General features: G+C 45.9%; 2 protein-coding genes, 9 tRNA genes, 6 rRNA genes and 1 pseudogene. All 18 read right to left on the reverse strand.

Annotated elements, in window-relative coordinates; all coding sequences use genetic code 11:
- Positions 1-42 precede the first annotated feature (42 nt).
- The 18 genes and pseudogenes from MUA90_RS12510 to dusB all read right to left on the reverse strand — a co-directional run bounded on the left by MUA90_RS12510 (position 43) and on the right by dusB (position 15798).
- Positions 43-2967: ribosomal RNA gene (locus tag MUA90_RS12510) — 23S ribosomal RNA — on the reverse strand.
- A 156-nt stretch (positions 2968-3123) separates the two neighbouring features.
- Positions 3124-3200: transfer RNA gene (locus MUA90_RS12515), tRNA-Ile, on the reverse strand.
- Positions 3201-3300: 100 nt separating this feature from the next.
- Positions 3301-4852 (reverse strand): 16S ribosomal RNA (locus tag MUA90_RS12520).
- Positions 4853-5089: 237 nt separating this feature from the next.
- Positions 5090-5204, reverse strand: a 5S ribosomal RNA gene (gene rrf, locus MUA90_RS12525).
- Between the two features lie 71 nt (positions 5205-5275).
- Positions 5276-8200 (reverse strand): 23S ribosomal RNA (locus MUA90_RS12530).
- A 246-nt stretch (positions 8201-8446) separates the two neighbouring features.
- Positions 8447-9998: ribosomal RNA gene (locus MUA90_RS12535) — 16S ribosomal RNA — on the reverse strand.
- Between the two features lie 124 nt (positions 9999-10122).
- Positions 10123-10198, reverse strand: a tRNA-Ala gene (locus MUA90_RS12540).
- 16 nt (positions 10199-10214) lie between these two features.
- Positions 10215-10288 (reverse strand) — tRNA-Pro (locus MUA90_RS12545).
- A 28-nt stretch (positions 10289-10316) separates the two neighbouring features.
- A tRNA-Arg gene (locus tag MUA90_RS12550) sits at positions 10317-10393 on the reverse strand.
- A gap of 16 nt (positions 10394-10409) precedes the next feature.
- Positions 10410-10498, reverse strand: a tRNA-Leu gene (locus MUA90_RS12555).
- A 15-nt stretch (positions 10499-10513) separates the two neighbouring features.
- Positions 10514-10588 (reverse strand) — tRNA-Gly (locus tag MUA90_RS12560).
- Positions 10589-10610: 22 nt separating this feature from the next.
- Positions 10611-10683 (reverse strand) — tRNA-Lys (locus MUA90_RS12565).
- A 12-nt stretch (positions 10684-10695) separates the two neighbouring features.
- A tRNA-Thr gene (locus tag MUA90_RS12570) sits at positions 10696-10771 on the reverse strand.
- Between the two features lie 7 nt (positions 10772-10778).
- Positions 10779-10854, reverse strand: a tRNA-Val gene (locus MUA90_RS12575).
- Positions 10855-10864: 10 nt separating this feature from the next.
- Positions 10865-10979, reverse strand: a 5S ribosomal RNA gene (gene rrf, locus MUA90_RS12580).
- Together the 16S, 23S and 5S rRNA genes with 9 tRNA genes alongside form the textbook arrangement of a ribosomal RNA operon.
- 448 nt (positions 10980-11427) lie before the next feature.
- Positions 11428-12715 (reverse strand): annotated as a pseudogene (gene ltrA / locus MUA90_RS12590) (group II intron reverse transcriptase/maturase).
- A 587-nt stretch (positions 12716-13302) separates the two neighbouring features.
- Complete coding sequence (gene lysS, locus MUA90_RS12595; RefSeq protein ID WP_105994628.1) at positions 13303-14790, reverse strand: lysine--tRNA ligase; 1488 nt, start codon at positions 14788-14790, stop codon at positions 13303-13305.
- Positions 14791-14802: 12 nt separating this feature from the next.
- Positions 14803-15798: a tRNA dihydrouridine synthase DusB gene (gene dusB / locus MUA90_RS12600; protein WP_262587273.1), complete on the reverse strand. Its 996-nt coding sequence runs from the start codon at positions 15796-15798 to the stop codon at positions 14803-14805.
- Positions 15799-15825: the final 27 nt, after the last annotated feature.

Genomic DNA, 15825 nt, shown 5'->3' on the forward strand with positions numbered 1-15825 from the left:
GATAGTAAGTAAATTTCAATTCAACCAATCAAAACTTGAAATTTGATTAAGTCTTCGATCGATTAGTATTCGTCAGCTCCACATATCGCTATGCTTCCACCCCGAACCTATTAACCTCATCATCTTTGAGGGATCTTATAACCGAAGTTGGGAAATCTCATCTTGAGGGGGGCTTCATGCTTAGATGCTTTCAGCACTTATCCCGTCCATACATAGCTACCCAGCTATGCCGTTGGCACGACAACTGGTACACCAGAGGTATGTCCATCCCGGTCCTCTCGTACTAAGGACAGCTCCTCTCAAATTTCCTACGCCCACGACGGATAGGGACCGAACTGTCTCACGACGTTCTGAACCCAGCTCGCGTACCGCTTTAATGGGCGAACAGCCCAACCCTTGGGACCGACTACAGCCCCAGGATGCGATGAGCCGACATCGAGGTGCCAAACCTCCCCGTCGATGTGAACTCTTGGGGGAGATAAGCCTGTTATCCCCGGGGTAGCTTTTATCCGTTGAGCGATGGCCCTTCCATGCGGAACCACCGGATCACTAAGTCCGTCTTTCGACCCTGCTCGACTTGTAGGTCTCGCAGTCAAGCTCCCTTATGCCTTTACACTCTATGAATGATTTCCAACCATTCTGAGGGAACCTTTGAGCGCCTCCGTTACACTTTAGGAGGCGACCGCCCCAGTCAAACTGCCCGCCTGACACTGTCTCCCGCCATGATCAATGGCGCGGGTTAGAAATCCAACACAGCTAGGGTAGTATCCCACCAGCGCCTCGGCGTAAGCTGGCGCTCACGCTTCTAAGGCTCCTACCTATCCTGTACAAGCTGTGCCGAATTTCAATATCAGGCTACAGTAAAGCTCCACGGGGTCTTTCCGTCCTGTCGCGGGTAACCTGCATCTTCACAGGTACTATGATTTCACCGAGTCTCTCGTTGAGACAGTGCCCAAATCGTTACGCCTTTCGTGCGGGTCGGAACTTACCCGACAAGGAATTTCGCTACCTTAGGACCGTTATAGTTACGGCCGCCGTTTACTGGGGCTTCGATTCGTAGCTTCGCAGAAGCTAACCACTCCTCTTAACCTTCCAGCACCGGGCAGGCGTCAGCCCCTATACATCACCTTACGGTTTAGCAGAGACCTGTGTTTTTGATAAACAGTCGCTTGGGCCTATTCACTGCGGCTCTTCAGAGCGTGAACCCTAAAGAGCACCCCTTCTCCCGAAGTTACGGGGTCATTTTGCCGAGTTCCTTAACGAGAGTTCTCTCGCTCACCTTAGAATTCTCATCTTGACTACCTGTGTCGGTTTGCGGTACGGGCACCAGTTATCTAGCTAGAGGCTTTTCTCGACAGTGTGAAATCAACGACTCGAGGAAAACATGTTTCCTCTCCCCATCACAGCTCAACCTTGAGAATGGCGGATTTGCCTACCATTCAGTCTCACTGCTTGGACGTGCACTCCAACAGCACGCTTCGCCTATCCTACTGTGTCCCCCCATCGCTTAAAACGATAAATGGTGGTACAGGAATATCAACCTGTTATCCATCGCCTACGCCTGTCGGCCTCGGCTTAGGACCCGACTAACCCAGAGCGGACGAGCCTTCCTCTGGAAACCTTAGTCAATCGGTGGATGGGATTCTCACCCATCTTTCGCTACTCACACCGGCATTCTCACTTCTAAGCGCTCCACATGTCCTTGCGATCATGCTTCGACGCCCTTAGAACGCTCTCCTACCATTGTCCTACGGACAATCCACAGCTTCGGTAATATGTTTAGCCCCGGTACATTTTCGGCGCAGTGTCACTCGACTAGTGAGCTATTACGCACTCTTTAAATGATGGCTGCTTCTAAGCCAACATCCTAGTTGTCTGGGCAATACCACATCCTTTGCCACTTAACATATATTTTGGGACCTTAGCTGGTGGTCTGGGCTGTTTCCCTTTCGAACATGGACCTTATCACCCACGTTCTGACTCCCAAGTTAAATTGATTGGCATTCGGAGTTTGTCTGAATTCGGTAACCCGAGAGGGGCCCCTCGTCCAAACAGTGCTCTACCTCCAACAATCATCACTTGAGGCTAGCCCTAAAGCTATTTCGGAGAGAACCAGCTATCTCCAGGTTCGATTGGAATTTCTCCGCTACCCTCAGTTCATCCGCTCACTTTTCAACGTAAGTCGGTTCGGTCCTCCATTCAGTGTTACCTGAACTTCAACCTGACCAAGGGTAGATCACCTGGTTTCGGGTCTACGACCAAATACTCAACGCCCTATTCAGACTCGCTTTCGCTGCGGCTCCACATTTGCTGCTTAACCTTGCATCAGATCGTAACTCGCCGGTTCATTCTACAAAAGGCACGCCATCACCCATTAACGGGCTCTGACTACTTGTAAGCACACGGTTTCAAGTTCTTTTTCACTCCCCTTCCGGGGTACTTTTCACCTTTCCCTCACGGTACTGGTTCACTATCGGTCACTAGAGAGTATTTAGCCTTGGGAGATGGTCCTCCCGGATTCCGACGGAATTTCACGTGCTCCGTCGTACTCAGGATCCACTCAAGAGAGAATAAACTTTCGACTACAGGACTCTTACCTTCTCTGGTTCAACTTTCCAGTACGATTCGTCTAATTTATTCCTTTGTAACTCCGTATAGAGTGTCCTACAACCCCAATGAGCAAGCTCATAGGTTTGGGCTCTTCCCGTTTCGCTCGCCGCTACTCAGGGAATCGATTTTTCTTTCTCTTCCTGCGGGTACTAAGATGTTTCAGTTCTCCGCGTCTGCCTTCTGACATGCTATGTATTCACATGTCGATAACACAACATAACTTGTGCTGGGTTTCCCCATTCGGAAATCTCTGGATCAACGCTTACTTACAGCTACCCAAAGCATATCGTCGTTAGTAACGTCCTTCTTCGGCTTCTAGTGCCAAGGCATCCACCGTGCGCCCTTAATAACTTAATCACGTTATTAATATTGTGAGTAATCGTTTGCCATCGGCAATTGATTACTAGCGATTCATTTAAATGAATAAAGCTTTTAAAACTCTAATTCACTCGGTTTTGCTTGGTAAAATCTATTTTTACTTACTTATCTAGTTTTCAATGTACAAAATCAAAATGGTGGGCCTAAGTGGACTCGAACCACCGACCTCACGCTTATCAGGCGTGCGCTCTAACCAGCTGAGCTATAGGCCCATCTCACGTTGAATGTTTTAATAAACATTCAAAACTGAATACAATATGTCACGTTATTCCTTTTCAGTTTCTAACGAAACTGTTCCGAATATATCCTTAGAAAGGAGGTGATCCAGCCGCACCTTCCGATACGGCTACCTTGTTACGACTTCACCCCAATCATTTGTCCCACCTTCGACGGCTAGTTCCTAAAAGGTTACTCCACCGGCTTCGGGTGTTACAAACTCTCGTGGTGTGACGGGCGGTGTGTACAAGACCCGGGAACGTATTCACCGTAGCATGCTGATCTACGATTACTAGCGATTCCAGCTTCATGTAGTCGAGTTGCAGACTACAATCCGAACTGAGAACGGCTTTATGGGATTTGCTTGACCTCGCGGGTTCGCTGCCCTTTGTACCGTCCATTGTAGCACGTGTGTAGCCCAAATCATAAGGGGCATGATGATTTGACGTCATCCCCACCTTCCTCCGGTTTGTCACCGGCAGTCAACTTAGAGTGCCCAACTTAATGCTGGCAACTAAGCTTAAGGGTTGCGCTCGTTGCGGGACTTAACCCAACATCTCACGACACGAGCTGACGACAACCATGCACCACCTGTCACTTTGTCCCCCGAAGGGGAAGGCTCTGTCTCCAGAGTTGTCAAAGGATGTCAAGATTTGGTAAGGTTCTTCGCGTTGCTTCGAATTAAACCACATGCTCCACCGCTTGTGCGGGTCCCCGTCAATTCCTTTGAGTTTCAGCCTTGCGGCCGTACTCCCCAGGCGGAGTGCTTAATGCGTTAGCTGCAGCACTAAGGGGCGGAAACCCCCTAACACTTAGCACTCATCGTTTACGGCGTGGACTACCAGGGTATCTAATCCTGTTTGATCCCCACGCTTTCGCACATCAGCGTCAGTTGCAGACCAGAAAGTCGCCTTCGCCACTGGTGTTCCTCCATATCTCTGCGCATTTCACCGCTACACATGGAATTCCACTTTCCTCTTCTGCACTCAAGTTTCCCAGTTTCCAATGACCCTCCACGGTTGAGCCGTGGGCTTTCACATCAGACTTAAGAAACCGCCTACGCGCGCTTTACGCCCAATAATTCCGGATAACGCTTGCCACCTACGTATTACCGCGGCTGCTGGCACGTAGTTAGCCGTGGCTTTCTGATTAGGTACCGTCAAGGGATGCACAGTTACTTACATCCTTGTTCTTCCCTAATAACAGAGTTTTACGATCCGAAGACCTTCATCACTCACGCGGCGTTGCTCCGTCAGGCTTTCGCCCATTGCGGAAGATTCCCTACTGCTGCCTCCCGTAGGAGTCTGGACCGTGTCTCAGTTCCAGTGTGGCCGATCACCCTCTCAGGTCGGCTACGTATCGTTGCCTTGGTAAGCCGTTACCTTACCAACTAGCTAATACGCCGCGGGTCCATCTATAAGTGACAGCAAGACCGTCTTTCATCATGAAACCATGCGGTTTCATGTATTATCCGGCATTAGCCCCGGTTTCCCGGAGTTATTCCAGTCTTATAGGTAGGTTACCCACGTGTTACTCACCCGTCCGCCGCTAACGTCAGAGGAGCAAGCTCCTCGTCTGTTCGCTCGACTTGCATGTATTAGGCACGCCGCCAGCGTTCATCCTGAGCCAGGATCAAACTCTCCATAAAAATTTATGATGTTTGACTAGCTCATAAAAACTATTTGTTATAAAACGTTTAAAACGTTTGTAAATTTTGGAATTAACGTTGACATATTGTCATTCAGTTTTCAATGTTCATTTTTTCACTGACAAGAATCAATTATACACACTTTATAATGTAAAGTCAATGCTTTTTATAAAGTTTTTTCGATTCTTTTCAATTTCTCTCACAAAAAAATGACCTAACGGTCACATAAGTGAAATTGCCTGGCAACGTCCTACTCTTGCGGAACGTAAGTCCGACTACCATCGGCGCTAAAGAGCTTAACTTCTGTGTTCGGCATGGGAACAGGTGTGACCTCTTTGCCATTGTCGCCAGACAATGGAATGTATTATACATTCAAAACTAGATAGTAAGTAAATTTCAATTCAACCAATCAAAACTTGAAATTTGATTAAGTCTTCGATCGATTAGTATTCGTCAGCTCCACATATCGCTATGCTTCCACCCCGAACCTATTAACCTCATCATCTTTGAGGGATCTTATAACCGAAGTTGGGAAATCTCATCTTGAGGGGGGCTTCATGCTTAGATGCTTTCAGCACTTATCCCGTCCATACATAGCTACCCAGCTATGCCGTTGGCACGACAACTGGTACACCAGAGGTATGTCCATCCCGGTCCTCTCGTACTAAGGACAGCTCCTCTCAAATTTCCTACGCCCACGACGGATAGGGACCGAACTGTCTCACGACGTTCTGAACCCAGCTCGCGTACCGCTTTAATGGGCGAACAGCCCAACCCTTGGGACCGACTACAGCCCCAGGATGCGATGAGCCGACATCGAGGTGCCAAACCTCCCCGTCGATGTGAACTCTTGGGGGAGATAAGCCTGTTATCCCCGGGGTAGCTTTTATCCGTTGAGCGATGGCCCTTCCATGCGGAACCACCGGATCACTAAGTCCGTCTTTCGACCCTGCTCGACTTGTAGGTCTCGCAGTCAAGCTCCCTTATGCCTTTACACTCTATGAATGATTTCCAACCATTCTGAGGGAACCTTTGAGCGCCTCCGTTACACTTTAGGAGGCGACCGCCCCAGTCAAACTGCCCGCCTGACACTGTCTCCCGCCATGATCAATGGCGCGGGTTAGAAATCCAACACAGCTAGGGTAGTATCCCACCAGCGCCTCGGCGTAAGCTGGCGCTCACGCTTCTAAGGCTCCTACCTATCCTGTACAAGCTGTGCCGAATTTCAATATCAGGCTACAGTAAAGCTCCACGGGGTCTTTCCGTCCTGTCGCGGGTAACCTGCATCTTCACAGGTACTATGATTTCACCGAGTCTCTCGTTGAGACAGTGCCCAAATCGTTACGCCTTTCGTGCGGGTCGGAACTTACCCGACAAGGAATTTCGCTACCTTAGGACCGTTATAGTTACGGCCGCCGTTTACTGGGGCTTCGATTCGTAGCTTCGCAGAAGCTAACCACTCCTCTTAACCTTCCAGCACCGGGCAGGCGTCAGCCCCTATACATCACCTTACGGTTTAGCAGAGACCTGTGTTTTTGATAAACAGTCGCTTGGGCCTATTCACTGCGGCTCTTCAGAGCGTGAACCCTAAAGAGCACCCCTTCTCCCGAAGTTACGGGGTCATTTTGCCGAGTTCCTTAACGAGAGTTCTCTCGCTCACCTTAGAATTCTCATCTTGACTACCTGTGTCGGTTTGCGGTACGGGCACCAGTTATCTAGCTAGAGGCTTTTCTCGACAGTGTGAAATCAACGACTCGAGGAAAACATGTTTCCTCTCCCCATCACAGCTCAACCTTGAGAATGGCGGATTTGCCTACCATTCAGTCTCACTGCTTGGACGTGCACTCCAACAGCACGCTTCGCCTATCCTACTGTGTCCCCCCATCGCTTAAAACGATAAATGGTGGTACAGGAATATCAACCTGTTATCCATCGCCTACGCCTGTCGGCCTCGGCTTAGGACCCGACTAACCCAGAGCGGACGAGCCTTCCTCTGGAAACCTTAGTCAATCGGTGGATGGGATTCTCACCCATCTTTCGCTACTCACACCGGCATTCTCACTTCTAAGCGCTCCACATGTCCTTGCGATCATGCTTCGACGCCCTTAGAACGCTCTCCTACCATTGTCCTACGGACAATCCACAGCTTCGGTAATATGTTTAGCCCCGGTACATTTTCGGCGCAGTGTCACTCGACTAGTGAGCTATTACGCACTCTTTAAATGATGGCTGCTTCTAAGCCAACATCCTAGTTGTCTGGGCAATACCACATCCTTTGCCACTTAACATATATTTTGGGACCTTAGCTGGTGGTCTGGGCTGTTTCCCTTTCGAACATGGACCTTATCACCCACGTTCTGACTCCCAAGTTAAATTGATTGGCATTCGGAGTTTGTCTGAATTCGGTAACCCGAGAGGGGCCCCTCGTCCAAACAGTGCTCTACCTCCAACAATCATCACTTGAGGCTAGCCCTAAAGCTATTTCGGAGAGAACCAGCTATCTCCAGGTTCGATTGGAATTTCTCCGCTACCCTCAGTTCATCCGCTCACTTTTCAACGTAAGTCGGTTCGGTCCTCCATTCAGTGTTACCTGAACTTCAACCTGACCAAGGGTAGATCACCTGGTTTCGGGTCTACGACCAAATACTCAACGCCCTATTCAGACTCGCTTTCGCTGCGGCTCCACATTTGCTGCTTAACCTTGCATCAGATCGTAACTCGCCGGTTCATTCTACAAAAGGCACGCCATCACCCATTAACGGGCTCTGACTACTTGTAAGCACACGGTTTCAAGTTCTTTTTCACTCCCCTTCCGGGGTACTTTTCACCTTTCCCTCACGGTACTGGTTCACTATCGGTCACTAGAGAGTATTTAGCCTTGGGAGATGGTCCTCCCGGATTCCGACGGAATTTCACGTGCTCCGTCGTACTCAGGATCCACTCAAGAGAGAATAAACTTTCGACTACAGGACTCTTACCTTCTCTGGTTCAACTTTCCAGTACGATTCGTCTAATTTATTCCTTTGTAACTCCGTATAGAGTGTCCTACAACCCCAATGAGCAAGCTCATAGGTTTGGGCTCTTCCCGTTTCGCTCGCCGCTACTCAGGGAATCGATTTTTCTTTCTCTTCCTGCGGGTACTAAGATGTTTCAGTTCTCCGCGTCTGCCTTCTGACATGCTATGTATTCACATGTCGATAACACAACATAACTTGTGCTGGGTTTCCCCATTCGGAAATCTCTGGATCAACGCTTACTTACAGCTACCCAAAGCATATCGTCGTTAGTAACGTCCTTCTTCGGCTTCTAGTGCCAAGGCATCCACCGTGCGCCCTTAATAACTTAATCACGTTATTAATATTGTGAGTAATCGTTTGCCATCGGCAATTGATTACTAGCGATTCATTTAAATGAATAAAGCTTTTAAAACTCTAATTCACTCGGTTTTGCTTGGTAAAATCTATTTTTTACTTACTTATCTAGTTTTCAATGTACAATCAATGAATGTTTTCAATAAACATTCAAAACTGAATACAATATGTCACGTTATTCCTATTTCAGTTTCTAACGAAACTGTTCCGAATATATCCTTAGAAAGGAGGTGATCCAGCCGCACCTTCCGATACGGCTACCTTGTTACGACTTCACCCCAATCATTTGTCCCACCTTCGACGGCTAGTTCCTAAAAGGTTACTCCACCGGCTTCGGGTGTTACAAACTCTCGTGGTGTGACGGGCGGTGTGTACAAGACCCGGGAACGTATTCACCGTAGCATGCTGATCTACGATTACTAGCGATTCCAGCTTCATGTAGTCGAGTTGCAGACTACAATCCGAACTGAGAACGGCTTTATGGGATTTGCTTGACCTCGCGGGTTCGCTGCCCTTTGTACCGTCCATTGTAGCACGTGTGTAGCCCAAATCATAAGGGGCATGATGATTTGACGTCATCCCCACCTTCCTCCGGTTTGTCACCGGCAGTCAACTTAGAGTGCCCAACTTAATGCTGGCAACTAAGCTTAAGGGTTGCGCTCGTTGCGGGACTTAACCCAACATCTCACGACACGAGCTGACGACAACCATGCACCACCTGTCACTTTGTCCCCCGAAGGGGAAGGCTCTGTCTCCAGAGTTGTCAAAGGATGTCAAGATTTGGTAAGGTTCTTCGCGTTGCTTCGAATTAAACCACATGCTCCACCGCTTGTGCGGGTCCCCGTCAATTCCTTTGAGTTTCAGCCTTGCGGCCGTACTCCCCAGGCGGAGTGCTTAATGCGTTAGCTGCAGCACTAAGGGGCGGAAACCCCCTAACACTTAGCACTCATCGTTTACGGCGTGGACTACCAGGGTATCTAATCCTGTTTGATCCCCACGCTTTCGCACATCAGCGTCAGTTGCAGACCAGAAAGTCGCCTTCGCCACTGGTGTTCCTCCATATCTCTGCGCATTTCACCGCTACACATGGAATTCCACTTTCCTCTTCTGCACTCAAGTTTCCCAGTTTCCAATGACCCTCCACGGTTGAGCCGTGGGCTTTCACATCAGACTTAAGAAACCGCCTACGCGCGCTTTACGCCCAATAATTCCGGATAACGCTTGCCACCTACGTATTACCGCGGCTGCTGGCACGTAGTTAGCCGTGGCTTTCTGATTAGGTACCGTCAAGGGATGCACAGTTACTTACATCCTTGTTCTTCCCTAATAACAGAGTTTTACGATCCGAAGACCTTCATCACTCACGCGGCGTTGCTCCGTCAGGCTTTCGCCCATTGCGGAAGATTCCCTACTGCTGCCTCCCGTAGGAGTCTGGACCGTGTCTCAGTTCCAGTGTGGCCGATCACCCTCTCAGGTCGGCTACGTATCGTTGCCTTGGTAAGCCGTTACCTTACCAACTAGCTAATACGCCGCGGGTCCATCTATAAGTGACAGCAAGACCGTCTTTCATCATGAAACCATGCGGTTTCATGTATTATCCGGCATTAGCCCCGGTTTCCCGGAGTTATTCCAGTCTTATAGGTAGGTTACCCACGTGTTACTCACCCGTCCGCCGCTAACGTCAGAGGAGCAAGCTCCTCGTCTGTTCGCTCGACTTGCATGTATTAGGCACGCCGCCAGCGTTCATCCTGAGCCAGGATCAAACTCTCCATAAAAATTTATGATGTTTGACTAGCTCATAAAAACTATTTGTTATAAAACGTTTAAAACGTTTGTTAATTTTGGAATTAACGTTGACATATTGTCATTCAGTTTTCAATGTTCATTTAAAAATATTAATGGTGGAGACTAGCGGGATCGAACCGCTGACCTCCTGCGTGCAAAGCAGGCGCTCTCCCAGCTGAGCTAAGCCCCCATTATTCAAATAAGAGTCGGGAAGACAGGATTCGAACCTGCGACCCCTTGGTCCCAAACCAAGTGCTCTACCAAGCTGAGCTACTTCCCGTATATAAAATGTAATTAAAAATATAAAATGGCGCGCCCGATAGGAGTCGAACCCATAACCTCTTGATCCGTAGTCAAACGCTCTATCCAGTTGAGCTACGGGCGCATTTTTATAATATATATGGTGCCGAGGACCGGAATCGAACCGGTACGGTAATCACTTACCGCAGGATTTTAAGTCCTGTGCGTCTGCCAGTTCCGCCACCCCGGCAACATAAAAATAAAATGGAGCAGAAGACGGGATTCGAACCCGCGACCCCAACCTTGGCAAGGTTGTATTCTACCGCTGAACTACTTCTGCATTATTAAAATTGGAAAACTGATGAGCCATAGAGGATTCGAACCTCTGACCCTCTGATTAAAAGTCAGATGCTCTACCAACTGAGCTAATGGCTCATAGCTTTAAGATGGTGCCGGCCAGAGGACTTGAACCCCCAACCTACTGATTACAAGTCAGTTGCTCTACCAATTGAGCTAGGCCGGCTCCTAAATGGTGGAGAATGACGGATTCGAACCGCCGACCCTCTGCTTGTAAGGCAGATGCTCTCCCAGCTGAGCTAATTCTCCGAATTATATTGTCTGGCAACGTCCTACTCTTGCGGAACGTGAGTCCGACTACCATCGGCGCTAAAGAGCTTAACTTCTGTGTTCGGCATGGGAACAGGTGTGACCTCTTTGCCATTGTCGCCAGACAATATATTACTTATTTATTTAAGTGGTTTTCAATAACTCACTTAAATTATTTTAACTTGTTTCGTTAACATTTGCAATGGTCAATTTTACACTCAGTTAAAATCTTTTTTACAAATGTGTAACGCGTTCTTTTTGACGACCCTTTAATATTACTACTTTATGAATCTTTTGTCAACACTTATGTATCATTTTTTTGATTCTTTTATAATCATACAAAATCTCTCATAAAACGTTGCTTTATTTCGTAGAACAATTAACAATTATACAGGGTTTTCAAAATAATGCAAGTGGTTTTTCAAACTTTTTTAAAGTTATTTACATTTCCTGCCTCTCTCTCATCTGATCGCTCTATATTACCGCTTTTCAATGCAATCGAGTAGGAGAGTAATCATTAATTGAATACTCGTCCTCTCACACCACCGTGCGTACGGTTCCGTACACGGCGGTTCAATATCTTGCGTAAGCAGACTCTGCGAGTCGGGCTAGTGGTACTAGACCCCACTTGTAGAGTCTATTTGTTGTAAGCGCATGATGAACCTCATGCGTTTTGGAAAGCCTCCAATACTTCTTTCTTGAGTTCGCAATACGCATGGCACCATTGTGGTCTAATCCGTATTTTCGAAGCATTTTGTATTTTGTTTTGACCTTCTTCCATCGCTTTAAAATAAGTTGTCTGATTCGATGGTTCAACCACTCTTGCATTTCGCGGATAAATCCTTTAACAAAACCTCTGCCAAAATAGTTTATCCAACCTCTAGTAATCGCGTTGATTCCTGTTATAATGTTCAGTAAATGTGCCAGGTCTATTTCTTCTTGTGACCCACTTTAATTTGGCTTTTAAATTTCTTTTTGCTTCCATAGTGGGTCTGAAACGACAAGTGCCATTTATTTTCGTTATCAGACAACTCAAGAACTTTAAACGTGTGGGAGAGCCTACCTTACTTTTATCTTTATTCACTGTTAATTTCAGGTCCTTTTCGATAAAGTTTGTGATACTCTCCATAACACGTTGTCCGGCACGTTTTGATTTAACAAAGATGACGAAGTCATCTGCGTATCTCACAAAACGATGTCCGCGCTTCTCTAATTCTTTATCCAGCTCATGCAAATAGATATTACACAACAAGGGAGATATAACCCCACCTTGAGGGGCGTCTGTCTTTCTTTCTGCGTATTCGCCAGACAGGTCTGCAGACCCGCTTTGTAAACTTTTGCGGATAAATTTAGAGATAGCTTTATCTTGTATAAAGCGTTCAAACAAGTACATCAATTTGTCATGGTTCAACGTGTCAAAACATTGTTTTAAGTCACAGTCTACGACTGTGTGATAACCCTCCTCATAGTATTGGATACATTGTTTTAATGCAGTACCTGTACTATGATTTGGTCTAAACCCATGACTATGTTTCGAAAACTGGCGATTTATCATCGGTTCGATAACTTGTTTGATTGCTTGTTGGATAACTCTATCCCTTGCGACGGGAATTCCAAGAATTCTCTTTTTGCCATTCGGTTTTGGAATGGCTACTTTCTTAACTGCTTGCGGTTTATACGTACCGTTAAGCAGTTTTCCTTTTATCTGTGGATAGAATTCTCTGAAGTGAGCATGTAACTCTTTAACCTTCATCCCATCGATTCCAGGAGAGCCATTATTTTTAACAACTTTCTTGATTGCTTTCTCTATGTTGTTCTTTCTTACAACAAGTTCCATCAGTGATGGAGTCTCACGATACATTTCTTTCATATCAACTAAGATTTACTGTACACATCTGCTTATCTTTTTCGTTCCACTACTTATCTTCCACAGACTGCCAATTTGCATTGTTTTCGGTACTTCGTAAATCTATAACCTCCATTCTTTACTTTGTATTTAATATTGTTCAGTCCTTCGGTACATTTTCCCTACTATGACTTCTGCTGACTTCTCATAATTCGTTGTTACTACGATTCGAAGAATCGCTTATGAGACCTCCTCGGGTAAGATTAACCACTTTCCACTCATGTCATTGCATCATTTACTCATACGAATTCGGGCAGTATCGGACTTTGTTTTGTTAAGCAAACTCATCCGTTCGCATAAGCCTTGATATGATGTTTCTATTCGTCAATGCGAGTGTTTGCGTCCGACTTCCTTCAGATTCCACCTCGCGATGGACACCCTTGTCTTTCGCTAACAGTTCCTACTGCCAAGCCTGTAATGGACTTTCACCATCAAGTTGCTAATCATGCCGAGCGCACTTATAAAAGCAGGCGGCCTTCTGTTTAAAAGGCTGCCTGCTTCTTGATTTCAATATTAATTTCATCTTAATATCGCTGCTGATCTTATTTTTGACGCATGTATGGGAATAATAATACGTCGCGAATAGATGGTGAGTTGGTTAACAACATTACTAATCTGTCGATACCGATACCTAGTCCGCCTGTTGGAGGCATACCGTATTCAAGTGCTTCGATGTAATCTTCATCCATCTCATGCGCTTCGTCATTACCTTGTTCTTTTTCTTTTAATTGTGCTTCGAAACGTTCTCTTTGATCGATTGGATCATTCAACTCAGTGAACGCATTCGCATGTTCGCGACCGACAATGAATAATTCAAAGCGATCTGTGAAACGAGGATCTTCTGGATTTTTCTTAGCCAATGGTGAAATTTCAATAGGGTGACCATACACGAATGTAGGTTGAATTAGAGTTTCTTCTACTTTTTGTTCGAAGAATTCATTTAAAATATGACCGTACGTCATGTGATCTGTAATTTCGATACCATGTTCTTTTGCTAATGCACGTGCTTCATCGTCAGATTTAACATCATAGAAGTTTACACCTGTCGCTTCTTTAACAGCATCTACAATATGCACACGTTTCCAGTCAGATTCTAAGTCGATTTCATAATCTCCGTAAGGTACAACTGCTGTACCTAATACCGCTTTAGAAATATGACGGATTGTACCCTCAGTAATATCCATAATGTCATGGAAGTCTGCATAAGCTTCGTATAATTCAATCATAGTGAACTCAGGGTTATGTCTAGTTGACACACCTTCGTTACGGAATACACGTCCGATTTCATATACTTTTTCTAAACCGCCGACAATCAAGCGTTTTAAGTGCAATTCGATTGCTATACGCATATAAAGTGTCGCATCTAACGCATTGTGATGTGTTACGAATGGACGTGCTGCTGCACCGCCAGGAATTTGATGCATCATCGGCGTTTCAACTTCTAAGAAACCTTTGCTGTTTAAGTAATTACGCATTTCTTGAATGATTTTACTGCGGTTGATAAATGTTTGTGTACTTTCTTGGTTAGTAATCAAGTCTAAATAACGTTGACGATAACGTTGTTCAATATCTTGAAGACCATGGAATTTGTCCGGTAATGGACGTAATGATTTTGTAAGTAAGATGAATGATTTAGCTTTTACGCTTAATTCACCTGTATTTGTTTTGAACATAACCCCTTCGATACCTATAATGTCGCCAAGGTCAGCCATTTTCCAAATATCGAATTGTTCTTCTCCGACTTGGTCTTTACGTACATAAATTTGGATTTGTCCTGATAAATCTTGCACATGCGCAAATCCTGCTTTACCTTTACCGCGTTTTGTCATTAAACGGCCAGCAATCGCTACATGGCTTTCATCTTCTTTTTCTTTTAATTCATCTTTAGAGAATTCTTCCCATTTTTCATGTAATTCAGCCGCACTTGCTGTACGATCAAAGCGTTGGCCGAAAGGATCAATTCCTAAATCGATTAATTCTTGTAATTTTTGACGACGGACCTGCATTTGGTCATTCATTTCTTCTGACATGTTATCTCTCCTTTAAGCTTCTTGAGTTGCTTTAGCTGCAGTGGCTTCTTTTTGGAAATCCTGCAGTATATCAATCATTTCTTGTTCAGTGTTGGCTTGATTCAATGCTTTACGCGCTTTCCCGTTACCTTTCACACCTTTAAGATACCAAGATGCATGCTTGCGCATTTCCATAACGCCAACCTTCTCACCTTTTAATTCTACTAGTCGGCGCAAATGTAATAAAGCAATTTCTACTTTTTCTTTCACTGTAGGTTCATCCATCAGCTCGCCAGTCTCTAAATAATGCACTGTACGATAAATCATCCAAGGATTGCCTAAAGCTTCGCGGCCGATCATTACCGCATCTACACCTGTTTCTTCCAGCATTTTTTCCGCAAGTTCCGGACTTGTGACATCTCCGTTGCCGATAACAGGAATATTTACCGCTTCTTTCACTTGTCTGATAATATCCCAGTCTGCTTTGCCTTCATACATTTGGACACGTGTACGGCCATGCAGCGAAATCGCTGATGCTCCGGCACGTTCTGCTGCTTTAGCATTCTCCACTGCATAAATATGGTCTTCGTCCCAGCCGATACGCATTTTGCATGTCACAGGTTTGTTTACTCTCTCTACAACGGCTGAAACCATCTCATAAATCTTATTAGGGTCAAGCAGCCATCTTGCTCCGGCTTCGCAGCGGATAATCTTATTAACAGGGCAGCCCATATTAATATCGATAATATCTGCTGTCGTATTCTGGTCGACATAAACTGCCGCTTCAACTAAACTTTCCTTTTCACCGCCGAAAATCTGCAATGATAACGGTCGCTCGTTTTCATCGATATACAACATATTCATTGTTTTCGGGTTATTGAATAAAATGGCTTTGTCGCTTACCATTTCGGCACATACTAAGCCTGCGCCGAACTCTTTAACCGTCAATCTGAATGCAGAGTTGCATACACCCGCCATAGGTGCAAGCACGACTCTGTTGTCGATTTCGACATCTCCAATCTTCCACATAATAATTACCTCTCAATCTATCTCTCG

The organism is Staphylococcus sp. IVB6181 (assembly GCF_025561445.1).
In the GTDB taxonomy this organism is placed as follows: domain Bacteria; phylum Bacillota; class Bacilli; order Staphylococcales; family Staphylococcaceae; genus Staphylococcus; species Staphylococcus simulans_B.